Source organism: Streptomyces sp. NPDC002623, assembly GCF_053592635.1.
In genome coordinates this window covers 160,107-182,367 of the sequence record NZ_JBSFWB010000004.1, presented here as the reverse complement: position 1 = coordinate 182,367, position 22,261 = coordinate 160,107, and the positions used below count along the sequence as shown (strand labels likewise).

The 22,261-nt window shown below is 72.2% G+C and carries 19 protein-coding genes and 1 pseudogene; 13 read left to right on the top strand and 7 right to left on the bottom strand.

Annotation, left to right across the window (positions count from 1 at the left end; all coding sequences use genetic code 11):
- The first annotated feature begins 131 nt into the window (after positions 1 to 131).
- The 3 genes from ACWD4O_RS08860 to ACWD4O_RS08850 are packed head-to-tail and all read left to right on the top strand — an operon-like array spanning position 132 to position 3,207.
- On the top strand, positions 132 to 1,178 hold the full coding sequence (locus ACWD4O_RS08860; protein ID WP_451278827.1) for a DUF5819 family protein: 1,047 nt from the start codon (positions 132 to 134) through the stop codon (positions 1,176 to 1,178).
- Positions 1,175 to 2,386, top strand: coding sequence for an HTTM domain-containing protein (locus tag ACWD4O_RS08855; RefSeq protein WP_451278825.1), 1,212 nt, complete (start codon positions 1,175 to 1,177; stop codon positions 2,384 to 2,386). The genes ACWD4O_RS08860 and ACWD4O_RS08855 overlap by 4 nt, the downstream gene beginning before the upstream one ends.
- Positions 2,383 to 3,207, top strand: coding sequence for a TrmH family RNA methyltransferase (locus tag ACWD4O_RS08850; RefSeq protein WP_451278823.1), 825 nt, complete (start codon positions 2,383 to 2,385; stop codon positions 3,205 to 3,207). The genes ACWD4O_RS08855 and ACWD4O_RS08850 overlap by 4 nt, the downstream gene beginning before the upstream one ends.
- A 3-nt stretch (positions 3,208 to 3,210) precedes the next feature.
- Here the strand turns inward: ACWD4O_RS08850 and paaN are convergent, their stop codons facing one another.
- Positions 3,211 to 4,902, bottom strand: a complete 1,692-nt coding sequence (gene paaN / locus ACWD4O_RS08845) for a phenylacetic acid degradation protein PaaN (protein WP_451278821.1) — start codon at positions 4,900 to 4,902, stop codon at positions 3,211 to 3,213.
- Between the two features lie 159 nt (positions 4,903 to 5,061).
- Between paaN and ACWD4O_RS08840 the strand changes: the two genes are divergently transcribed.
- Positions 5,062 to 6,576 (top strand): 3-hydroxyacyl-CoA dehydrogenase, encoded by a 1,515-nt coding sequence (locus ACWD4O_RS08840; protein WP_451278819.1) that lies wholly within the window; start codon positions 5,062 to 5,064, stop codon positions 6,574 to 6,576.
- On the top strand, positions 6,573 to 7,175 hold the full coding sequence (locus ACWD4O_RS08835) for a TetR/AcrR family transcriptional regulator (protein WP_450946520.1): 603 nt from the start codon (positions 6,573 to 6,575) through the stop codon (positions 7,173 to 7,175). The genes ACWD4O_RS08840 and ACWD4O_RS08835 overlap by 4 nt, the downstream gene beginning before the upstream one ends.
- A gap of 43 nt (positions 7,176 to 7,218) precedes the next feature.
- Here ACWD4O_RS08835 and ACWD4O_RS08830 read toward each other — a convergent pair whose 3' ends face one another.
- Entirely contained in the window at positions 7,219 to 7,824 is a 606-nt protein-coding gene (locus tag ACWD4O_RS08830; protein WP_451279338.1) for a winged helix-turn-helix transcriptional regulator, read from the bottom strand.
- Between the two features lie 190 nt (positions 7,825 to 8,014).
- On the opposite strand from ACWD4O_RS08830, the gene pdhA reads away from it, so the two are divergent.
- The 5 genes from pdhA to ACWD4O_RS08805 all read left to right on the top strand — a co-directional run bounded on the left by pdhA (position 8,015) and on the right by ACWD4O_RS08805 (position 13,930).
- Entirely contained in the window at positions 8,015 to 9,151 is a 1,137-nt protein-coding gene (gene pdhA / locus ACWD4O_RS08825; RefSeq protein ID WP_451278817.1) for a pyruvate dehydrogenase (acetyl-transferring) E1 component subunit alpha, read from the top strand.
- Positions 9,148 to 10,152 carry an alpha-ketoacid dehydrogenase subunit beta gene (locus ACWD4O_RS08820; protein ID WP_351905669.1) on the top strand — a complete coding sequence of 335 codons (1,005 nt, stop codon included), beginning with the start codon at positions 9,148 to 9,150 and terminating at the stop codon, positions 10,150 to 10,152. The genes pdhA and ACWD4O_RS08820 overlap by 4 nt, the downstream gene beginning before the upstream one ends.
- Positions 10,152 to 11,537 carry a dihydrolipoamide acetyltransferase family protein gene (locus tag ACWD4O_RS08815; RefSeq protein WP_451278814.1) on the top strand — a complete coding sequence of 462 codons (1,386 nt, stop codon included), beginning with the start codon at positions 10,152 to 10,154 and terminating at the stop codon, positions 11,535 to 11,537. Before ACWD4O_RS08820 ends, ACWD4O_RS08815 begins: the two co-directional genes overlap by 1 nt.
- A 72-nt stretch (positions 11,538 to 11,609) precedes the next feature.
- Positions 11,610 to 12,563: an NTP transferase domain-containing protein gene (locus tag ACWD4O_RS08810; RefSeq protein ID WP_451278812.1), complete on the top strand. Its 954-nt coding sequence runs from the start codon at positions 11,610 to 11,612 to the stop codon at positions 12,561 to 12,563.
- Positions 12,560 to 13,930 (top strand): molybdopterin molybdotransferase MoeA, encoded by a 1,371-nt coding sequence (locus tag ACWD4O_RS08805; RefSeq protein ID WP_451278810.1) that lies wholly within the window; start codon positions 12,560 to 12,562, stop codon positions 13,928 to 13,930. Before ACWD4O_RS08810 ends, ACWD4O_RS08805 begins: the two co-directional genes overlap by 4 nt.
- An 85-nt stretch (positions 13,931 to 14,015) precedes the next feature.
- On the opposite strand, the gene ACWD4O_RS08800 is transcribed toward ACWD4O_RS08805, so the two are convergent.
- Positions 14,016 to 15,134, bottom strand: coding sequence for a potassium channel family protein (locus ACWD4O_RS08800; protein WP_451278808.1), 1,119 nt, complete (start codon positions 15,132 to 15,134; stop codon positions 14,016 to 14,018).
- 120 nt (positions 15,135 to 15,254) lie between these two features.
- Between ACWD4O_RS08800 and ACWD4O_RS08795 the strand changes: the two are divergent.
- Positions 15,255 to 15,953: pseudogene (locus ACWD4O_RS08795) on the top strand (potassium channel family protein); the annotation flags it as partial.
- Positions 15,954 to 15,966: 13 nt separating this feature from the next.
- On the opposite strand, the gene ACWD4O_RS08790 reads toward ACWD4O_RS08795, so the two are convergent.
- Both ACWD4O_RS08790 and ACWD4O_RS08785 read right to left on the bottom strand, forming a co-directional pair.
- Positions 15,967 to 16,815 (bottom strand): ABC transporter permease, encoded by an 849-nt coding sequence (locus ACWD4O_RS08790; RefSeq protein ID WP_358802293.1) that lies wholly within the window; start codon positions 16,813 to 16,815, stop codon positions 15,967 to 15,969.
- On the bottom strand, positions 16,812 to 17,807 hold the full coding sequence (locus ACWD4O_RS08785; protein ID WP_451278806.1) for an ATP-binding cassette domain-containing protein: 996 nt from the start codon (positions 17,805 to 17,807) through the stop codon (positions 16,812 to 16,814). Before ACWD4O_RS08785 ends, ACWD4O_RS08790 begins: the two co-directional genes overlap by 4 nt.
- Positions 17,808 to 17,943: 136 nt before the next feature.
- Here ACWD4O_RS08785 and ACWD4O_RS08780 point away from each other — a divergent pair, with 136 nt between their 5' ends.
- Entirely contained in the window at positions 17,944 to 18,921 is a 978-nt protein-coding gene (locus ACWD4O_RS08780; protein WP_451278804.1) for an NAD(P)H-quinone oxidoreductase, read from the top strand.
- A gap of 9 nt (positions 18,922 to 18,930) precedes the next feature.
- On the opposite strand, the gene ACWD4O_RS08775 is transcribed toward ACWD4O_RS08780, so the two are convergent.
- Positions 18,931 to 19,455, bottom strand: coding sequence for a hypothetical protein (locus tag ACWD4O_RS08775; protein WP_451278802.1), 525 nt, complete (start codon positions 19,453 to 19,455; stop codon positions 18,931 to 18,933).
- A gap of 219 nt (positions 19,456 to 19,674) precedes the next feature.
- Here ACWD4O_RS08775 and ACWD4O_RS08770 point away from each other — a divergent pair, with 219 nt between their 5' ends.
- Positions 19,675 to 20,220, top strand: a complete 546-nt coding sequence (locus tag ACWD4O_RS08770; protein WP_351905693.1) for a bacterial proteasome activator family protein — start codon at positions 19,675 to 19,677, stop codon at positions 20,218 to 20,220.
- Between the two features lie 110 nt (positions 20,221 to 20,330).
- Here the strand turns inward: ACWD4O_RS08770 and ACWD4O_RS08765 are convergent, their stop codons facing one another.
- Positions 20,331 to 21,968, bottom strand: a complete 1,638-nt coding sequence (locus tag ACWD4O_RS08765; RefSeq protein ID WP_451278800.1) for a protein kinase domain-containing protein — start codon at positions 21,966 to 21,968, stop codon at positions 20,331 to 20,333.
- Between the last annotated feature and the right edge of the window lie 293 nt (positions 21,969 to 22,261).

Below are 22,261 nucleotides of genomic sequence, written 5' to 3'. Positions count from 1 at the left end.
GGACAACCGCCCCGCCCCCGGCCCGTCCCGGGCGAAGCGGGGGGAGGGCTGCGCCGAACGGGTGAGGCTGAGTACCGTTCGCGATTGCGCGATGCAGCACGAAGACGACCGGGATCGGGGAACGGGGCGGAATGGACGCGTACGACGGAGGCTCTGGCGCTTCACGGGGGCGCAACACGTCAGGGGAGGCGGAGACGGACGCGGACGCGGAGGCGGAGGCACAGACGCCGCCCGAGGAGGATGTTCTTCCCGGCGACGTCGTTCCCCGGCCCCGGACGGAGCTTCCGAGCACGGAGCTTCCGAGCACGGAGCTCTCGAGCTCCGAACCCGGTTCGCGGGCCGCCGCCGACGACGGTCCCGACGCCGACGGTCCCGGTGCCGAGCCCGCCGCCGCTGCCTCGGCTGCCGACCGTGCCGCCGGTCCGAGCGCGCCCCCCGCCCCCGCCCCCGGCCTCGCGGCCGCCCCCGCCCCCGGCCTCGCGGCCACCCCCGGCCTCGGTCTCGCGGCCGAGCCTCCCCACGCCGAGCCCCGGACCGGTGTGGCCGCGCTCTCCCCGCGCTATCAGATCGGTGCCGCGCTGGCGCTCGCCGTCGTCGCCGTCGCCGTCTGTGTGCACGTGGGGATGGTGTTCCTGCATGTCGCGCCGCAGAACACGGTCACGAAGGCGCACGGCCGGGCGATCGACGAATGGGTGTACCCGGAGTTCGAACAGAACTGGAAGCTGTTCGCACCGAACCCGCTGCAGCAGAACATCGCCGTCCAGGTCCGCGCGCAGGTCCGCACCGTGGACGGCGGGTCGCGGACCACCGGCTGGTACGACCTGTCCGCGCAGGACGGCCGGGCCATCGACGGCAACCTGCTGCCGAGCCACACGCAGCAGAACGAGCTGCGTCGTGCCTGGGACTTCTTCACCGCCACGCACAACAACGAGAACCGCCCCGTCGGTGTTCGCGGCGCTCTCTCCGAGACGTATCTGCGCCACATCGTGGTGCTGCGTCTGGAGCGGGGCGGCGTGGCCGGCGGCGACGGTGTCGTCGAGCGGATCCAGGTCCGCTCGCAGACCACCAACGTGACCCCGCCGAAGTGGAGCACCGAGAAGGTGTCGATGAGCCCGGTGTACCGCGAGCTGTCCTGGTGGTCGGTGCCGACCGGCGAGACCGAGGGAGGCGCGAGGTGAACCGGTTCTCCCTGACGGTGTCCACGGCCATCGCCCGTGTCACCGAGTCGGCGCTCGCGCCGTACCAGAGCGCCGTCGTCCGGATCGGCTTCAGCGCCACCTGGCTGCTGTTCCTGCTGCGCGAGTTCCCCCACCGCCAGGAGCTCTACGGCCCCGACAGCCCCTGGGACTGGGAGCTGGCCCGGCAGCTGATCGACACCAACGGGGCGTTCACGGCCCTCATGTGGTCGGACGGACAGGCCTGGTTCCAGGCCGTGTACGTGCTCGGGCTGCTCGCCAGTGTGGCGCTGCTGCTCGGCTGGCGCACCCGCACGATGTCGGTGCTGTTCATGGTCGGCGTGCTCTCGCTGCAGAACCGCAGCGTCTTCATGGGAGACGGCGGCGACAACGTCCTGCACCTGATGTCGATCTATCTGGTGTTCATGCGCTGCGGCCAGGTGTGGTCTCTGGACGCGCGGCGGGCACGGCGGGAGCGCGAGGCACGCGCGCGTGGGGAGCTGATAACGGACCGGGTCGGTCCCGTGCTGTGGGCCGCGTCCGGGTTCGTGCTGGTCACGGTGACCGTGGCGGGCCGTTTCCACAGCGAGGCGACCATTCCCGTGCTGCTGTGGGCGGCGTGGGTCGTGCAGGGCCTGTGGTGGGCCGTCGGGCGTCTCAGGAAGTCGCCGGAGCCCCGGATCCTGTTCGAGGTGATCGGCAACATCCTGCACAACGGCGCCCTGGTCGTGATCATGATCGAGGCCTGTCTGATCTACGCGACGGCCGGCTGGTACAAGATCCAGGGCTCGCGCTGGCAGGACGGCACCGCCGTGTACTACCCGCTGCACCTGGACTACTTCTCGCCCTGGCCCGCGCTCGCCGACCTGCTGGCCGCCAGCGGCACGATGGTGCTGCTCGCGACCTACGGGACCGTCATCGTGCAGGTCGCCTTCCCGTTCACCCTGTTCAACCGGCGGCTCAAGAACGTCCTGCTGGCCCTGATGATGGCCGAGCACGCGGTGATCGCCGTGGTCCTCGGCCTGCCGTTCTTCTCGCTGGCGATGATCGCGACGGACGCCGTCTTCCTGCCGACCCCGTTCCTGCACCGGCTGGGCGGATGGGCGGCACGCGCGCGTGGACGGCTGTTCTCCGGCGGCGGGCGTACGGCCGCGGCGGAGCCGTCGGGCCAGAAGGAGCCCGAGCCCACCCGCGTAGGGTTCACGGCATGACCGATCGCGCGACCGCCGGTTCCGAGCGGCTCGATCCGCCCGACGGACCCGACGGACCCGACGGGCTCGACGGACCCGATCCGCTCGGCCGGTGGCGTCGGTACGCCGACGACGCCGTCCTGCTCGACGGCTTCCACGCCCTCAAGCACGCCGTGCGCTTCGGGGCCGAGGTCCGTGTCGCGGTCGCCGTCGACCGGCGGGCGACGCTCGCTCTGGCCGACGAACTCGCCCCCGACGTACGCGAGTGGCTGGACGGGCTCCTGACGGAGGTCCCGGAGGCGACGTACGCGTCCCTGGTGCCGCGCCCGCATCCGACCGGCGTCGCCGCCCTGGCCGTACGACCCTCCCGCGCGGGCAACCTGGAGCGGCTCGGGCACCTGCCCCGGGCCACTCCCGTCGTCGTCCTCGACGACCCGCGCAACCTGGGCAACGCGGGGGCGGTGATCCGGCTGGCGGCGGGCTTCGGGGCGACCGGGGTGGTCACCACCGGCACGCTCGACCCCTGGCATCCGACCGTCGTGCGCGGCGGGGCGGGGCTGCACTTCGCGACCGCCGTGGAGCGGCTGACGGTCGACGAGCTGCCGGCCGGCCCGGTGTTCGCCCTCGACCCGGAGGGCGACGACATCCGGGGCGTCAAGCTCCCGGACGACGCCCTCCTCGCGTTCGGCTCGGAGCGCAGCGGGCTCTCCGCCGAGCTGCGTGCGCGTGCCGACCATCTCCTGGCCCTGCCGATGCGCCCCCAGGTCTCCAGCTACAACCTCGCGACCAGTGTGGCCATGACGCTGTACCACTGGAGCGCCACCGGGGGCGCACCCGCGTAGCGCCTACGCCTCCCGGCGGACCTCCACCACCCGGAAGCGGTTCGCGACGAACGCGCCGTCCGTGAGGGCCGCGTTGGCCGCCGGGTTGCCGCCCGAGCCGTGGAAGTCGGAGAACGCGGCCGTCTGGTTCACGTACACCCCGCCGGTGAGGTTGAGGGACAGCTGGGCGGCCTCCTCCAGGCAGACCTCCTCGATCGCCCGCTCGACCTCCTCGTCGGTGGTGTACGCGCCGACCGTCATCGCGCCCTTCTCACGCACCGTGCGCCGCAGCAGGGCGACCGCGTCGGCCGCCGAGTCGACCGCCACGGCGAAGGAGACCGGGCCGAAGCACTCGTTCATGTAGGCGGCTTCGTCGTCCGGCTTGGCGCCGTCCAGCTTGACGATGACGGGGGTGCGCACGACCGCGTCCGGGAACTCCGGGTTGCTCACCTCGCGGGAGGCGAGCGCGACCTCGCCGAGGCCTGCCGCGGCCTCCAGACGGGCCTTGACGTCCGGGTTGACGATCGCGCCGAGCAGCGCGTTCGCGCGCGTGTCGTCGCCGAGGAGGCCGTCGACAGAGCGGGCCAGGTCGGCGACGACCTCGTCGAAGCTCTTCAGGCCCTCGTCGGTGCGGATGCCCGCGCGGGGGATCAGCAGGTTCTGCGGGGTGGTGCACATCTGGCCGCTGTACAGGGACAGCGAGAACGCCAGGTTGGCGAGCATGCCCTTGTAGTTCGCGGTGGAGTCCACGATCACCGTGTTGACGCCGGCCTTCTCGGTGTAGACCTGCGCCTGGCGGGCGTTGGCCTCCAGCCAGTCGCCGAAGGCGGTCGACCCGGTGTAGTCGACGATCCTGATCTCGGGACGGGTGGCCAGCGTCTTGGCGATGCCCTCGCCGGGGCGCTCGGCGGCCAGCGCGACCAGGTTCGGGTCGAAGCCGGCCGCGGCGAGCACCTCGCGCGCGACGCCGACGGTCAGCGCGAGCGGCAGCACCGCGCGCGGGTGGGGCTTGACCAGGACCGCGTTGCCGGTGGCGAGGGAGGCGAACAGGCCCGGGTAGCCGTTCCACGTGGGGAAGGTGTTGCAGCCGATGAGCAGGGCCGTGCCGCGCGGGACCGGGGTGAAGCTCTTGGTCAGCGCGAGCGGGTCGCGCTTGCCCTGGGGCTTGGCCCACTCCGCCGTGCCGGGCGTGCGGACCTGCTCCGCGTACGCGTACGCCACCGCTTCCAGGCCGCGGTCCTGCGCGTGCGGGCCGCCCGCCTGGAACGCCATCATGAAGGCCTGGCCGGAGGTGTGCATGACCGCGTGCGCGAACTCGTGCGTCCGGTCGCTGATCCGCTTGAGGATCTCCACACAGACCACCGCGCGGGCCTCCGCGCCCGCCTCCCGCCAGGCGCGCTGTCCGGCCGCCATCGCGGGCAGCAGGGTGTCCACGTCCGCGTGCGGGTACGTGACGCCCAGCTCTACGCCGTACGGCGAGACCTCGCCGCCCACCCAGTCGTCGGTGCCGGGCTGGCCGAGGTCGAGCCGGGTGTTCAGGACGGCGTCGAAGGCGGCCCTGCCCGCCGCCGCGTCCAGGCTGCCGTTCTCCCCGTAGGCCTTGGGGTGTTCCGGGTGCGGGGACCAGTACGCGCGGGTGCGGATCGCTTCCAGGGCCTGATCGAGGGTGGGCCGGTGCTGGGCGATCAGGGCGGGCACGGACAGTTCGGCGGCCATGCGGGACCAACTCCTCGTCGTGAGAACTCTTCTTCGAGCCCATGACCTGGTGGAAACCTGGGCAGGCACCACCCGTCAGAGTTAGAGTAACCGAACGATCGGTCGGGACAAGGGGGCCTGCCGCATCTGTGGAAAACCCCGTGCGGGAGGATCGCGCACATGACAGCAAACGACCTCAGCAGCCCCGTGGCCGTCGTCGGCACCGGCACCATGGGCCAGGGCATCGCCCAGGTCGCGCTGGTAGCGGGCCACCCCGTGCGGCTGTACGACGCCGTCCCCGGTCGCGCCCGTGAGGCGGCCGCCGCGATCGGTGCCCGGCTCGACCGGCTCGTCGACAAGGACCGTCTCGCCGCCACCGACCGCGACGAGGCCCGGGCCCGCCTGAAGGCCGCGGAGAGCCTCGCCGACCTCGCGGACTGCACCCTGGTCGTCGAGGCCGTCGTCGAGGACCTGGCGGCCAAGCAGGAGCTGTTCCGGCAGCTGGAGGACGTGGTCGGCGAGGACTGTCTCCTCGCCACCAACACCTCGTCCCTGTCGGTGACCGCCGTCGCGGGCGCCCTGCGCAACCCGGGCCGCTTCGTCGGCCTGCACTTCTTCAACCCGGCGCCGCTGCTGCCGCTGGTGGAGGTCGTCTCCGGGTACGCCACCGACGTCACCTCGGCCACGCGCGCGTACGAGACCGCCCGCTCCTGGGGGAAGACGCCGGTCGCCTGCGCCGACACCCCCGGCTTCATCGTCAACCGCATCGCGCGGCCCTTCTACGCCGAGGCGTTCGCCGTCTACGAGGCACAGGGCGCCGACCCGGCCACCATCGACGCGATCCTGCGCGAGTCGGGCGGCTTCCGGATGGGCGCCTTCGAACTGACCGACCTGATCGGGCAGGACGTCAACGAGTCGGTCACGCACTCCGTGTGGCACTCCTTCTTCCAGGACGTGCGGTTCACGCCCTCGCTCGCCCAGCGCCGCCTGGTCGAGTCGGGCCGCCTCGGCCGCAAGTCCGGCCAGGGCTGGTACGACTACCGGGAGGAAGGCGAGCCGGCCGAGCCGCACACCGCGGAGCCGTCCCAGCCGCCCGCGTACGTCGTCGCCGAGGGCAACCTGGGCCCCGCGTCGGAGCTGCTCGCGCTGATCCGTGAGGCGGGCGTCCAGGTCCGCGAGGAGGAAGAGGACCACGGCACCCGCCTGGTGCTGCCCGGCGGCGGACAGCTCGCCCTGGCCGACGGCCAGACCTCCGTGGAGTTCCGGGACGTCGTCTACTTCGACCTCGCCCTTGACTACCGCAAGGCCACCCGCATCGCCCTGTCCGCCTCCCAGGACACCTCCACCCAGACGATGTCCGAGGCGATCGGCCTGTTCCAGGCGCTCGGCAAGGACGTCAGCGTCATCGGCGACGTCCCCGGGATGATCGTCGCCCGTACGGTCGCGCGGATCGTCGACCTCGCGCACGACGCCGTGGCCAAGGGCGTCGCCACCGAGGAGGACGTCGACACCGCGATGCGCCTGGGCGTGAACTACCCCCTGGGCCCCTTCGAGTGGAGCCGCAGGCTCGGGCGCACCTGGGCCTGCGCCCTCCTGGACGACCTGCACGACCGCGACCCCTCCGGCCGCTATGCGCCGTCCCTCGCGCTCTACCGGCACTCCTACGCCACCGAGAAGCGGGAGGGCGCCTCGTGACCACCGCCAAGCGCGACACCTACACGCCGGAGACCCTGCTCTCGGTCGCCGTGCAGATCTTCAACGAGCGCGGCTACGACGGCACCTCCATGGAGCACCTCTCCAAGGCCGCAGGCATCTCCAAGTCGTCGATCTACCACCATGTCGCCGGCAAGGAGGAACTGCTGCGGCGGGCCGTCAGCCGGGCCCTGGACGGCCTCTTCGGGATCCTCGACGAGGAGCACGCGCGCGTGGGGCACGCCTCGCAGCGCCTGGAGTACGTCGTGCGGCGCATGGTCGAGGTGCTCATCGGCGAACTGCCCTACGTCACGCTGCTGCTGCGCGTGCGCGGCAACACCGACACGGAGCGATGGGCGCTGGAGCGCCGCCGCGACTTCGACCACCGTGTCGCCGAGCTGTTGCAGGCGGCCGCCGCCGACGGGGAGGTACGCGGCGACGTGGAGGTGCGACTCGCGACGCGGCTGGTCTTCGGGATGATCAACTCGATCGTCGAGTGGTACCGGCCCGGCGGCCGGGGCATGGTCGAGAGCGAGGTGGCCGACGCGGTCGTACGGCTGGTCTTCGAGGGGCTGCGAACGGCTCCCCAAGCGGCCCCCTAGGGCTCGGGAGAGCTACGGGGAAGCTACGGGAGAGCTCGGGGGCTCACCCCTGCGGTTCCAGGTCCTCCTCCTCGAACACCAGCAGCGTGCGCGTGCTGAGCACCTCCGGGATCGCCTGGAGACGGGTCAGCACGACCTCGCGCAGCGCTCTGTTGTCGGGCGTGTGCACCAGGAGCAGGACGTCGAAATCGCCCCCGACGAGGGCGATGTGGGAGGCGCCGGGCAGCTGTGTGAGCTGCTCGCGCACCGTCCGCCAGGAGTTCTGGACGATCTTCAGCGTGATGTAGGCGCTCGTGCCCTGGCCCGCGCGCTCGTGGTCGACCCGGGCGCCGAAGCCGCGGATGACGCCGTCCTCGATCAGCCGGTTGATCCGCGCGTAAGCGTTTGCGCGTGAGACGTGGACCCGTTCGGCGACCGACCGTATCGAGGCGCGGCCGTCCGCCTGGAGCATCTGCAGAATGTCCTGATCGATGGCGTCCAGCGGGCGCGGCGGCGACAGGGGGGCGCTGTGCGGCTGGGGCGCGCCGCCCGGCTGCGCCGGACCGCCCGGCCGCTGTGTGCCGCTCGGTTGGGGGTTGGTCGGCTGTGTGCCGCTCGGCTGCGGGCCGGTCGCGGGAAGCGTGGCACCGTGCTCCGGCCCTTCGGCCATTTGTTCAGGTGCCATGTCCCCCCACCTTCCTGTCATGGACGTACTGCGTCCATCTCAGGCTGTGGAGAACCGTTTGTCCACAGCCTGAGGGGGCCTGTAGCCAAAATGTGCCGACGACCGAACAATCGGTAGGTGAGACGGGTCACATCCGACACGTCTCCCGTAGCCGCTCCCACGAGGAGGTGCCGTCATGACGGTCATGGAGCAGCGGGGCACGTACCGCCCCACGCCGCCGCCCGCCTGGCAGCCCCGTACCGACCCCGCGCCGCTGCTGCCCGACGCGGAGCCGTACCGCGTCCTCGGCACCGACGCGGCCGCACAGGCCGACCCGGAGCTGCTGCGCCGGCTCTACGCACAGCTGGTGCGCGGCCGCCGCTACAACGTCCAGGCCACCGCCCTCACCAAGCAGGGCAGACTCGCCGTCTACCCCTCCAGCACCGGCCAGGAGGCCTGCGAGGTCGCCGCCGCGCTCGCCCTCGAGGAGCGGGACTGGCTCTTCCCCAGCTACCGCGACACCCTCGCCGTCGTCGCACGCGGCGTGGACCCCGTCGAGGCCCTCACCCTGCTGCGCGGCGACTGGCACACCGGCTACGACCCCTATGAGCGCCGGGTCGCGCCCCTGTGCACCCCGCTCGCCACCCAGCTCCCGCATGCCGTCGGCCTCGCGCACGCCGCCCGACTCAAGGGCGACGACGTGGTCGCGCTCGCCATGGTCGGCGACGGCGGCACCAGCGAGGGCGACTTCCACGAGGCGCTGAACTTCGCCGCCGTCTGGCAGGCTCCGGTCGTCTTCTTCGTGCAGAACAACGGCTTCGCGATCTCCGTCCCGCTCGCCAAGCAGACCGCCGCCCCCTCGCTGGCCCACAAGGCCGTCGGGTACGGCATGCCGGGCCGCCTGGTCGACGGCAACGACGCGGCCGCCGTGCACGAGGTGCTGGCCGACGCCGTGCGCCGCGCGCGCGAGGGCGGCGGTCCGACGCTCGTCGAGGCGGTCACCTACCGCATCGAGGCGCACACCAACGCCGACGACGCCACCCGCTACCGCGGCGACGCCGAGGTCGAGACCTGGCGCGAGCACGACCCGATCGAGCTGCTGGAGCGCGAACTGACCGCGCGCGGACTGCTCGACGAGGAGCTGAAGAGATCCGCGCGGGACGCCGCCGAGACGATGGCCGCGGACCTGCGCACCCGGATGAACCAGGACCCCGACCTCGACCCCATGGACCTGTTCTCCCACGTGTACGCCGAACCCACCTCCCAACTGCGGGAGCAGCGGGCGCTGCTGCGCGCGGAGCTCGAGGCGGAGCAGGAAGGCACGCACCGATGACGACCGTCGCCCTCAAGCCCGCCACCATGGCGCAGGCCCTCACGCGCGCGCTGCGGGACGCGATGGCCGCCGACCCCTCCGTGCACGTCCTGGGCGAGGACGTCGGCACCCTCGGCGGCGTCTTCCGCGTCACCGACGGCCTGGCGAAGGAGTTCGGCGAGGCCCGCTGCACGGACACCCCGCTCGCCGAGGCCGGCATCCTCGGCACCGCCGTGGGCATGGCCATGTACGGTCTGCGCCCGGTCGTCGAGATGCAGTTCGACGCCTTCGCCTACCCGGCGTTCGAGCAGCTCATCAGCCATGTCGCCCGTATGCGCAACCGCACCCGCGGCCGGATGCCGCTGCCGATCACCGTCCGGGTGCCCTATGGCGGCGGCATCGGCGGCGTCGAGCACCACAGCGACTCGTCCGAGGCCTACTACATGGCGACCCCGGGCCTCCATGTCGTCGCGCCCGCCACGGTCGCCGACGCCTACGGCCTGCTGCGTGCCGCCATCGCCTCCGACGACCCCGTCGTCTTCCTCGAACCCAAGCGGCTGTACTGGTCCAAGGACTCCTGGAACCCTGAGGACCCGGGGACCGTTGAACCGATAGGCCGTGCGGTGGTGCGGCGCTCGGGGCGGAGCGCCACACTGATCACGTACGGGCCGTCGGTGCCCGTCTGCCTCGAAGCCGCCGAGGCGGCGAGCGCCGAGGGCTGGGATCTCGAAGTCGTCGATCTGCGCTCCCTGGTGCCGTTCGACGACGACACGGTCTGCGCCTCGGTACGGCGGACCGGCCGGGCGGTCGTCGTCCATGAGTCGGGCTCCTTCGGGGGCCCGGGCGGAGAGATCGCGGCCCGCGTCACGGAGCGCTGCTTCCACCACCTGGAGGCACCGGTGCTGCGCGTCGCCGGGTTCGACCTCCCGTACCCGCCGCCGATGCTGGAGCGCCACCACCTGCCCGGCGTCGACCGGATCCTGGACGCGGTGGCACGGTTGCAGTGGGAGGCCGACAACTGATGGCACAGGTGCTGGAGTTCAAACTGCCCGACCTCGGCGAGGGGCTCACCGAGGCGACGATCGTGCGCTGGCTGGTCCAGGTCGGCGATGTCGTCGCCGTGGACCAGCCGGTCGTCGAGGTCGAGACGGCCAAGGCGATGGTCGAGGTGCCCTGCCCCTACGGCGGCGTGGTCACGGCCCGCTTCGGCGAGGAGAGCACGGAACTGCCCGTGGGCGCTCCGCTGATCACGGTCGCGGTCGGTGCGCCCGCCTCCGGCGAGGCGCTCGGCCCGGCCGAGCCCGCCGGCCCGACCAAGGGCTCGGGCTCCGGCTCCGGCTCGGGCTCGGGCTCGGGCAACGTGCTGGTCGGATACGGCACGGCGGAGGCCCCCGCGCGCAGGCGCCGGGTGCAGCGGCCGCCGGCACCGGCGGCTCGGGCGGCTTCGGCGGCAGCAGTGGCAGCAGCGGCAGCAGCGGCGGCTTCGGTGGTCGCCGACGGGCCCGTCCCGGTGATCTCCCCGCTCGTGCGTCGTCTCGCCCGCGAGAACGGCCTGGACCTTCGGGACCTCACGGGCACCGGCCGCGACGGGCTGATCCTGCGCGCGGACGTCGAGAACGCGCTGCGCGCGGGCACTGCCGACAACCATGTCGCCCCGCCCGTCCAGCCCGTCCAGCACCCGCAACCGGCACAGCCCGTCTCCTCCTCCGCGCTCGTCGGCGGCCGCCGGATCCCCCTCAAGGGCGTCCGCGGTGTCGTCGCCGACAAGCTCTCCCGCAGCCGGCACGAGATTCCGGACGCCACCTGCTGGGTGGACGCCGACGCGACGGAGCTGATGCGTGCCCGGGCCGCCATGAACGCGACGGGCGGGCCGAAGATCTCCCTCCTCGCGCTGCTGGCCCGTATCTGCACCGCGGCCCTGGTCCGGTTCCCGGAGCTCAACTCGAGCGTCGACATGGCGGCCCGGGAGGTCGTCCAGTTCGACCATGTCCACCTCGGCTTCGCCGCGCAGACCGCGCGGGGACTCGTCGTGCCCGTCATCCGGGACGCGCACGCCCGGGACGCGGAGGGGCTCACCGCCGAGCTCGCGCGGCTCACCGAGGCCGGCCGCGAAGGACGCCTCACCCCGGGGGAGTTGACCGGCGGCACCTTCACGCTGAACAACTACGGAGTGTTCGGCGTCGACGGCTCCACGCCGATCATCAACCACCCCGAGGCGGCCATGCTCGGCGTCGGCCGCATCATCCCCAAGCCGTGGGTGCACGAGGGCGAGCTTGCCGTGCGCCAGGTCGTCCAGCTCTCGCTGACCTTCGACCACCGGGTGTGCGACGGCGGCACGGCGGGAGGGTTCCTGCGCTACGTCGCGGACTGCGTGGAGCAGCCGGCGGTGCTGTTGCGCACGCTGTGAACGCGGGCGGGCTTCCGTGTTCCCCGTGATCCAGGGGGCACGCATCCCCGGGACGGACCGCATACTCGGGGGGTGACCTCGAACGAGCCCGCCGAGTCCGTCGAACACGACGCCGCCGATGCCGCGGACGCCGCTGCCTACGACGCCGTCGTGCTCGCCGGTGGCGGTGCCCGACGGCTCGGCGGAGCCGACAAGCCGGGCGTGCGGGTGGGCGGGCGCGCGCTGCTGGACCGGGTGCTGGGCGCCTGTGCCGACGCGCGGACCACCGTCGTCGTCGCCGACCCGCGCCGTACCGCCCGCTCCGTGCGCTGGGCGCGCGAGGACCCGCCCGGTGCGGGTCCCGTCGCCGCGCTCGAGGCGGGGCTGCGCCACACCACCGCGCAGGACGTCCTGGTCCTCTCCGCCGACCTGCCGTTCCTCGCGACGGGCACCGTACGGCGGCTGCTGACCACCCTGCGCGCCGACGCGGCCGAGGGAGCGCTGCTCACCGACGCGGACGGCCGTGACCAGCCGCTCGTCGCCGCGTACCGTACCGCCGCCCTGCGCCGCGAACTGGCGGCGCTCACCGCAGACCAGGGCGGCCTCGGCGGGCTGCCCCTGCGCCGGCTGACCGCCGGGCTCGATCTCACCCGCGTCCCCGACCCGGTCGGGTCCTTCGACTGCGACACCTGGGACGACATCGCCACCGCCAGGGCACGTATCAGGGAGCATGGCCACGTGTTGGACGAATGGATTTCCGCAGTCAAGGACGAGCTGGGCATCGACCTCGATGTCGACACCGGCCTCCTTCTCGACCTCGCCCGCGACGCCGCCCACGGGGTGGCCCGGCCCGCGGCGCCGCTGACCACCTTCCTGGTGGGCTACGCGGCCGCCCGGGCCCAGGGCGGCCCGGAGGCCGTCGCCGAGGCCGCCCGCAAGGCCGCCGCGCTGGCGCTGCGCTGGGCGGAGGAGGCCGAGCAGGACAAGGCCGAGCAGGACAAGGCTGAGCAGGAGAAGGCCGGCGGCTCCGGTCCGGACGCCGGATGACGCCCCGCGGCACCCGGCAGGGCCTCGATGCCGAGGACCTCGACGTCGAGGAGGCGCTCGCTCTCGTGAAGGACGGCAACGGCCCCACGCAGCGCGACGGCAGCGGCACGCAGTCCTCCCCCGCTCCGCAGGCCGGGCACCGGGCCGCCGCCGACGAGCACCGCCACCAGGCCACTGCCTGGCCCGAGGCGCGGAGGATCGCCGCCCGCGCCGCACGGTCCGGCGCCCGCCGCGCCCCCGTCTCCGTCACCCTCGACGACGCTCTCGGACTCGTCCTGGCCGCCCCGCTGACCGCCCTCACCGACCTGCCCTCCTTCGACACCTCGGCGATGGACGGCTGGGCGGTCGCAGGTCCCGGCCCCTGGCATGTGCGGGACCAGGGCGTGCTGGCCGGGAGCGCGGCACACGCACCGCTCGCCGACGGCGAGGCCGTCCGGATCGCCACCGGCGCCCGGATCCCCCCGGACACCACCGCGGTGCTGCGCAGCGAGCACGGCCGCACCGACGACAACGGCCGACTGCACCCGACCCGCGAGATGCAGCACGGCCAGGACATCCGCCCGCGGGGTCAGGAGTGCCGCTCCGGCGACCAGTTGCTGCTCGCCGGAGCCGTGGTGACCCCGGCCGTCCTCGGCCTCGCCGCGGCCGCCGGGTACGACACGCTGGCCGTCGTTCCCCGGCCCCGGGTCGAGGTGCTCGTCCTGGGCGACGAACTGCTCACCGAGGGCCGCCCGCACGACGGCCTCATCCGGGACGCGCTCGGCCCGATGCTGCCCCCGTGGCTGCGGGCGCTGGGCGCGGAGGTCATCGCCGTCCGCAGGCTTCGTGACGACGCGAAGGTCCTGCACAAGGCCATCACCTCGTCCGGCGCCGACCTGATCGTCACCACCGGGGGCACCGCCTCCGGCCCTGTCGACCACGTCCACCCCACACTGCGCCGCATCGGCGCCGAACTCCTCGTCGACGGCGTCAAGGTGCGTCCGGGACACCCCATGCTGCTGGCCCGCATCAAGGACGACCAGCACCTCGTGGGTCTGCCCGGCAATCCGCTGGCGGCCGTCTCCGGCCTGCTCACCCTCGCCGAGCCCCTGTTGCGCACGCTCGCCGCCCGGTCGGCCCCGGAGTCGTATGCGCTGCCGCTGAGGGAATCGGTGCACGGGCACCCCTACGACACGCGGCTCATCCCGGTCGTCCTGCGCGGCGACCATGCCGGGCCGCTGCACTACAACGGGCCGGCCATGCTGCGGGGCATCGCGGCCGCCGACGCCCTCGCCGTCGTCCCGCCCGGCGGCGCGCGGGCGGGTCAGGAGGCCGAGCTCCTCGACCTGCCGTGGGCGACCGCCGGGATCGGTGCATGTTTCACGTGAAACATGCACCGTGTTTCACGTGAAACACCCCCTGGACCGGGCGCTCAACACCCTTGGATCGGGCGCTGTTTCACGTGAAACATCGTCATGCCTGGTCGGCGGGCGGAACGGCCCGGCTGACCGTGATGACGTGATCTCCCGGTCGCAGACTGGTGAGCCGGGGATCGGCGTAGTCCAGCAGTTCCTTGCCCCGGACTACGGCGACGACCAGGTCCGCGCAGGCCCGTGGCGCCTTTCCCGCCTCCGCCTTGGTGATCGGGCGCTCGATGAGGTCCAGGCCGCTGCCGAGGGTCATCAGGTCCTCCAGGGTCCGGGCCACGGTCGGGCTGACCATCGAGACGCCGAGCAGTCGGCCGGCGGAGCTGGAGCTGGTGATCACGGTGTCCGCGCCGCTCTGCTTGAGCAGCGGTACGTTCTCGTCCTCCCGGGCGGCGGTCACGATCGTGGCGCGCCGGTTCAGCTGGCGGGCGGTGAGGGTGACCAGGGCTGCCGTGTCGTCGCGTTGCGGGGCGACGATCACCCGGGAGGCGTTCTGGACCTCGGCCTTGAGGAGCGTCTCGGAGCGGGTGGCATCCCCGGTCACCGCGACCAGCCCGTCGTCGCCGGCCATGCTCGCGGACTTCCGCTGTGCGTCCACGATCACGATCCGGTCCTTGGGGATGCCCTGCCCGATGAGGGTCTGCACGGCGTGCCGGCCCTTCGTGCCGTATCCGACGACCACGATGTGGTTGCTGGTGCGGGCCCGCCAGCGGTGGATGCGGACCTGCTGGCGGGTGCGCTCGGTGAGCACCTCCAGGGTGGTGCCGACCAGGATGATCAGGAACACCACGCGCAGCGGTGTGATGACCAGGATGTTGACGAGCCGGGCCATGTCGCTGACCGGGGTGATGTCGCCGTAGCCGGTGGTGGAGAGGGTGACGGTGGCGTAGTAGGCGGCGTCGAGGAGGTCGACCGAGCCGTCCGAGTTGTCGTTGTACCCGTCGTGGTCGGCGTAGACGATCAGGGTGGTGACGGCCAGCACCAGCAGGCCCATGGCGAGGCGTCGCAGCACCTGCTGGAGCGGGGGCGCGCCGATGTGCATGGGCATCGTGATGGAGCGGCCCGCCTCGGCGTCGTCCCGGGCCTCGGCGCGCGAGCGGTACCAGAGGGACCTGAAGAGAGAGAGCCGGGCCGGACCGGCGGGGTGTCGTTCCTGGTCCTTCATCGCGTGCCCCCTGTGGTGGTCATTCGAGCGGCGGGCACCATGGTTCCCGGCGGGTCGGTGCCCGTCATGAAGCAACACGTCTTCATGAGTCCCCAACTGTCCATGATCCCGGAGGTCCCCTTGCGTGACCACACTGTCGTCGTCGGCTTCGGCACGAAGGGACGGTCCGCGATCCGGACCGCCTGCACCTCGGGCCTGCGCAAGGAGCAGGTCGTGGTGATCGACCCGAGTGCGAAGGTCGTCGACGCGGCGACGGCCGAGGGCTACGAGGGCGTGGTCGGCGACGCGACGCGCAGTGATGTGCTGCGGCGGGCCGAGGTGCAGCGGGCGGGGCGGATCGTCATCGCGACCGAGCGCGACGACACGGCCGTCCTGGTGGCGCTGACGGCCCGCCAGCTCAACCCGCGGGCGAAGATCGTGGCGGCGGTCCGCGAGGAGGAGAACGCGCCGCTGCTCAAGCAGTCCGGCGCCGACGAGGTCATCACCAGCGCCGGTGCGGCCGGCCGGCTCCTGGGCCTGTCCGTGCTCAGCCCGGCGGCGGGCAAGGTCATGGAGGACCTCATCCAGCAGGGTGACGGGCTGGACCTCGTCGAACGGCCCGTCACCAAGGCCGAGACGGGCCGTGGCCCGCGCGAGACGGCCGACCTGGTGGTGAGCGTCGTCCGGGGGCACCGCGTCCTCGCCTACGACGACCCGGCGATCGGCGTGCTGGAGGCGACGGACCGGCTGGTCACCATCGTGCGGGTGGGCCCGCCCAGCGCACGACCCACCCTCGGGTCGCCCGGCATGCCCGGTGTCCCGCCCCTCCCGCCGGCCTGAACGCCCCCACCCGCTACTTGCGGTTGTAGAGCCGCATCGTCACCGGCCCGAAGACCAGCACGAACAGTGCCGACCAGCCCAGCGACCAGGCGACCTCGACGCCCGGCCAGTCACCGGCCATCAACCCCCGCACCGCCGACGACAGATGGGTCACCGGGCTGTTGTTGACGAAGGCCTGCAACCAGCCCGGCATGGTGCTGGGGTCGACGAACACGTTGGACAGGAAGGTGAGCGGGAAGATCACCATCATGCTGACGCCCATCACTGACTTCTCGGTGCGCAGCAGCAGCCCGAACATCGTCCAGATCCACGAGAACGCGAACGAGAAGACGACCAGCAGGGCGATCCCGGCGACGACGCCCGCGAACCCGCCGTCCGGGCGGTAGCCGAGCAGCATGCCCACGGTGAGCATCACCACGGACGCGATGGTGTAGCGCAGGGCGTCGCCGAGCAGATAGCCGACCATCGTCGAGGGCCGCCAGATCGGCAGCGACCGGAAGCGGTCGAAGACGCCCTTCTCGATGTCGGTGTTCACCGAGACGCCCGTGTACATCGTGATCATCACGACCGACATCACCAGGATGCCCGGCAGCAGGAACTGGATGTACTCCTCCGGGGACCCGGCCAGGGCACCCCCGAACAGGTACGTGTACATCAGCACCATCATGATCGGGAACGCGGTGACGTCGAAGAGCTGCTCCGGCACGTGCTTGATCTTGAGGATCGCCCGCCAGCCGAAGGTGAGGGAGGCCGACCATGCGCTCGGGCGCGGCGGCCGCTCCCCGGCGACCAGCAGCGCGGCGAGCGACTCGGTGCGAACGGGGGCCAGGTCCTGTGCTTCCGTGGTCGTCGTGGTGCTCATGCCGCCACCTCGTCCTTCGGGCGATGCGTGTCGTGTCCGGTGAGGGCGAGGAACACCTCGTCCAGGCTGGGCTGCCCCAGCGAGAAGTTGTCCACGGTGACTCCGGAGCGGGCCAGTTCACCGAGCGCCCGGGCGGCCTGCTCGGCGGCGATGCCGCTGGTCGCCGTGCCGACCCGGGCCGTGAGGGCGACCGGGTCGGGCTCCAGCTGCACGGTCGCGTCCAGGGTCCGCCGCAGCACCTCGGCCGCCGCGGGCCGCTGCTCGGCGTCCCGCAGCCGCAGGTGGACGGAGCCGGCGCCGACGGACGCCTTCAGCTCGCCCTTCGTGCCCTCGGCGATCACCCGGCCGCGGTCGATGACGGCGATCCGGGACGCCAGCTGGTCGGCCTCGTCCAGATACTGCGTGGTCAGCAGCACGGTCGTGCCCTGGGCGACGACCGCGCGCACGATGTCCCACACCTGGTTGCGGCTGCGCGGGTCGAGCCCGGTCGTCGGCTCGTCGAGGAAGAGCAGGTCGGGGGTGTTCAGGATGGACGCGGCGATGTCGATACGCCGCCGCATCCCGCCCGAGTAGTGCTTGACCTGTTTCCCACCGGCCTCGGTCAGTCCGAAGGCCTCCAGCAGCTGCCCGGAACGCACCCGCGCGGCCTTCTTGCCGTGGCCGAGGAGACGGCCCAGCAGGACCAGGTTCTCGGTGCCGGTGAGGTCCTCGTCCACGGAGGCGTACTGGCCGGTGAGGCTGACGCGGCCGCGGACCTCGTCGGCCTCCCGTACGACGTCGTGGCCGAAGACGTGTGCCTCGCCCGCGTCGGGCCGCAGCAGGGTGGCGAGCATTTTCACGGTCGTCGTCTTGCCGGCGCCGTTGGGGCCGAGGACGCCGTAGACCGTGCCGGCCGGGACGGCGAGATCGACGCCGTCGACGGCCCGGGTCTCACCGAACGTCTTCACCAGTCCCGCGGTCTCGATGGCCAGGTCGGACGTGTGCTGGCTCATGGTGGGGTGTCCTTCCGCGCACGTGGGTTACGCATGGGGAGACCTTTACCCTGGCCGGAACTCATCGGTGATCGCACCCTTTTTTCGGCGCGGGCCCGCGGCCGGCGGCGGCGCGACGAGGAGTAGCGTCCCCTTCATGCATGCGATCACGATTCCCGAACCTGGTGGTCCCGAGGCGCTGGTGTGGGACGAGGTCCCCGATCCCGTACTCGGCGAGGGCGAGGTCCTCGTCGAGGTGGTGGCCGGGGCCGTGAACCGCGCGGACATCCTGCAGCGGCAGGGCCTGTACGACCCGCCGCCCGGCGCCTCCCGCCACCCCGGTCTGGAGTGCTCCGGCCGGATCGCCGAGATCGGCCCCGGCGTCTCCGGCTGGAGCGTCGGCGACGAGGTGTGCGCGCTGCTCGCGGGCGGCGGATACGCCGAGAAGGTCGCCGTCCCGGCCGGTCAGCTGCTGCCCGTGCCCGAGGGCGTCGACCTGGCGCGGGCCGCCGCGCTCCCCGAGGTGACCAGCACGGTCTGGTCGAACGTCTTCATGATCGCCCACCTGCGTCCCGGTGAGACGCTGCTGGTGCACGGCGGCTCCAGCGGCATCGGCACCATGGCGATCCAGCTGGCCAAGGCCGCCGGCGCGCGGGTCGCCGTCACCGCGGGCACCAGGGAGAAGCTGGACCGGTGCGCCGAGCTGGGCGCGGACATCCTGATCAACTACCGGGAGCAGGACTTCGTCGCCGAGGTGCGGCAGGCCACGGACGGCGCGGGCGCCGACGTCATCCTCGACAACATGGGCGCGAAGTACCTGGACCGCAACGTCCAGGCCCTCGCCGTCAACGGCCGGCTCGCGATCATCGGCATGCAGGGCGGCATCAAGGCCGAGCTGAACATCGCCGCGCTCCTCGGCAAGCGTGCCGCCATCAGCGCGACCTCGCTGCGGGCCCGCCCCCTGGCGGAGAAGGCGGCCATCGTGGCGGCCGTCCGCGAGCATGTCTGGCCCCTGATCGCGGCGGGTCGGGTACGGCCGGTCGTCGACCGCGAACTCCCGATGAGCGACGCGGCGGCCGCCCATCGGGTCGTCGAGGAGAGCGGTCATGTCGGCAAGGTCCTGCTCACGGTGTAGGGGCATGCCCTAGGAGCGGCGCAGGCGCAGTGCGGCCAGGGCCAGGGCGATGCCCAGGCCGATGAGGACGAGGCCGCTGCCGAGCGGCAGGATCTGCAGCACGGGTCCGTCGGCCCGCTCACCCTGGGTGGCCGCCTGCCGTACCGCGTCCTGCGGTGCGTCCGAGGCCACGGGGGCGACGGCGGCGGGGGACGCGGACGCGCCGGTGTCGTCGACCTGGTCGCCGTCGCCGGCCTCCGTGTCGCCGCTCACCTCGTCCGGGTCCTCACCCGCGGTGTCCTCGCCGCCCGGGTCCTCGGCCTCCGAGCCCTCCGGCTCCGCGTCCTCTCCCCCGTCGTCCGCCCGTCCGGGCCGCTGTCGCCCCTCGCCCGCCCGGCTGCCGGCCCGGTCGGGCTCGGGGGAGGAGGCGGTGGAGCCGGGTGTGGGGCGGGCGGACGCCGACACGGCGGCATACGTCGACACCGCGGCGTACGGTGTGGCGTTCGCGCTCCCGTGGGGCAGCGCGATCATGCCCGCCACGCTCGTCGCGACCACGCCCACCCCCACGCATACCCGTGTCGCGCACTTCACCTGCTGCCATGGAGTCACGTTCGTGACCCCCTCCCGGTGCCCGGTCGCCAAGGAAAAGAACGCAATAAGCCTCACATCAGGGAACTGTCGCCGCATTCCGGACTCCGCCGAACGGAAACGGTGGATCAGCCTTCGAGGGGGGCACCAGGGTGATGAGGTGGGGACGTGCGAGAGAATGGCGGCATGGAGATGCCGAGGAACGAAAGGTCGCCGGAGAACGCCCAGAAGATCCTGGTCGTAGGTCAGGACGGCATGGCGCTCGGCGGCATCGACGCTGACGAGGACTCCCGTGAGATCCCGGTCACCGAGATGGTCGAGCAACCGGCGAAGGTCATGCGGATCGGCAGCATGATCAAGCAGCTGCTCGAGGAGGTGCGCGCGGCTCCCCTGGACGAGGCGAGCCGGGTCCGGCTGAAGGAGATCCACGCGAGCTCGGTGAAGGAACTGGAGGACGGCCTGGCGCCGGAGCTGGTCGAGGAACTGGAGCGGCTGTCACTGCCGTTCAACGAGGACTCGACTCCGAGCGACGCGGAACTGCGCATCGCGCAGGCCCAGTTGGTCGGCTGGCTGGAGGGCCTTTTCCACGGCATCCAGACCACGCTCTTCGCTCAGCAGATGGCCGCGCGGGCCCAGTTGGAGCAGATGCGCCGCGCGCTGCCGCCGGGCGTCGGTCATGAGGGCGCCGACGACCCGCGTACGGGCGGCCGTTCGGGCGGCCCGTACCTGTAGAACCCACGGCAGCGACCAAGCAAAAGGGGCCCGGCGTCCGAAACGCCGGGCCCCTTCTACATGTCCGAATGCCCGAATGCCCGAGAGCCCGAGTGTCCTGGCGCGCGACGTCAGGACGCCGGGTTGCCCGAGGACACCTTGAGCTCGATCTCGGGCATCTCCGCCGGGTCGACGTCCGTCCCGGCGGAGGGGAACTGGTCCATGACCGCGCCGTCGCCGTAGGTGTTCTCGTCGACCTTCGTGATCTTCATCTTCCAGCCCGCGGCCTGGAAGCACTCCTTGACCGAGGCGATGTACTTGAACTTGAAGTTCGGCACCTGGATTTTGTCCGGGTCGTTGTACGACTCCTGCGGCTCCACGCACTCCGTCGAATCGATGGTCTTCGAGGCGTCCGGCCCGCGGTAGTCCGCCGCCTTCGACGCCGACGGCGAGGAGCTCGTCGTACCGCCCTTGGCGTCGTCGTCGCTGCCGCCCTCCATGATGAGCGCGGTGATGAGGCCGCCGACGGCCACCACGGCGACGACGGTCGAGCCGATCAGCACCGCCTTGCTGTTCTTGCGGCCGCCGCCGGACACCGTGGTCGGCGGCTGTGGGCTGAGGTTGTACGCGGGCGGGGTGTGCGGCGCCTGCTGGTGGCCGTACGCCGGAGCGGGCGTCTGGTAGCCGCCCTGCTGCGGATAGCCGTAGGACGGCGCCGGGGTCGGGGGCGTGCCGTACGGGTTCGGGGTCGGGGCCGGCTGGTAGGGCGTCTGGACGCCCGGGTGGGGCGGCGCCGGGGTGCTCTGGCCGACCGGCGGGAACACCGCGGAGCCGACGCCCGCGCCGCTCGACGTCTGCGCGCCCGGGACGATGCTCGGCGGGGCCGGCTGGAAGGAGGCGGCGACGCGCAGGCATTCGTCGCGCATGGCGACGGCGGTCGGGAAGCGCTCGTTCGGGTTCTTCTTCAGCGCGCGGGCGACGAGCGCGTCGACGGCCGGCGGGAGCGCCCGGTTGATCGAGGAGGGAGCCACCGGCTCCTCCTGCACGTGCGCGTACGCGATCGCAAGCGGTGAATCCGCCTCGAAGGGCAGCCGCCCGGTGACGAGTTGGAACAGCATGATGCCGACCGAGTACAGGTCGGACCGGGCGTCCACACCGCGCCCCAGCGCCTGTTCGGGCGAGAGGTACTGCGGGGTGCCGACGACCATGCCGGTCTGCGTCATGGAGGTGACGCCGGACTGCATGGCGCGCGCGATGCCGAAGTCCATCACCTTGACGACGCCGCGCTTGGTCATCATCACGTTGCCGGGCTTGATGTCGCGGTGGACGAGGCCCATCTCGTGGCTGATCTCCAGTGCGGCCAGCACGTCCGCGGTGATCTTCAGCGCCTTGTCGGCGGGCATCGCGCCCTGCTGCCGCACATCCTCGTCGAGCACCGAGCCGAGCGGGCGGCCCTCGATGTACTCCATGACGATGTACGGGGTCGTCAGCCCCTCGACCTCGTCCTCGCCCGTGTCGAAGACGGAGACGATGTTGGTGTGCGTGAGCTTGGCCACGGCCTGGGCCTCGCGGCGGAAGCGCTCGCGGAAGGCCTGCTCGCGGCCGAGTTCGGTGTGCAGGGTCTTCACCGCGACCTGACGGTCGAGCACGGCGTCGTAGGCGAGGTGCACCGAGGCCATGCCGCCCTCGCCGAGCAAGTCGCGCAGCTGATAGCGGCCGGCGGCCAGCGCCCGCCCCGCGTACCGGCCCTGCGCGCCGTCCTGGCTCATCTTCTGCGTCCCCCGTAGGCCTTCAGGCGCCGTTGACTGTCGTTGATCGAAAGTGCTATTCCCGGCCAAGTCTGCCGCAGGGCACTGACACGTCAAGCTCGGTGCCCGTTCCGTGACCCTACGAGAAAGAAGCGTCGCGGAAGCGTTACAGGTGCCGTACGGCCGGTACACAGAATTTGCACGCCGGCACGGAGTACAGATTTCATGGCCGGTCCGTCTCGGACCGGCGTCCGGGCCCGTCCCGGGCATCGCTTCGGGGATCGCCCCGGACCGGAGGCTTGCGCAGAGGCTGT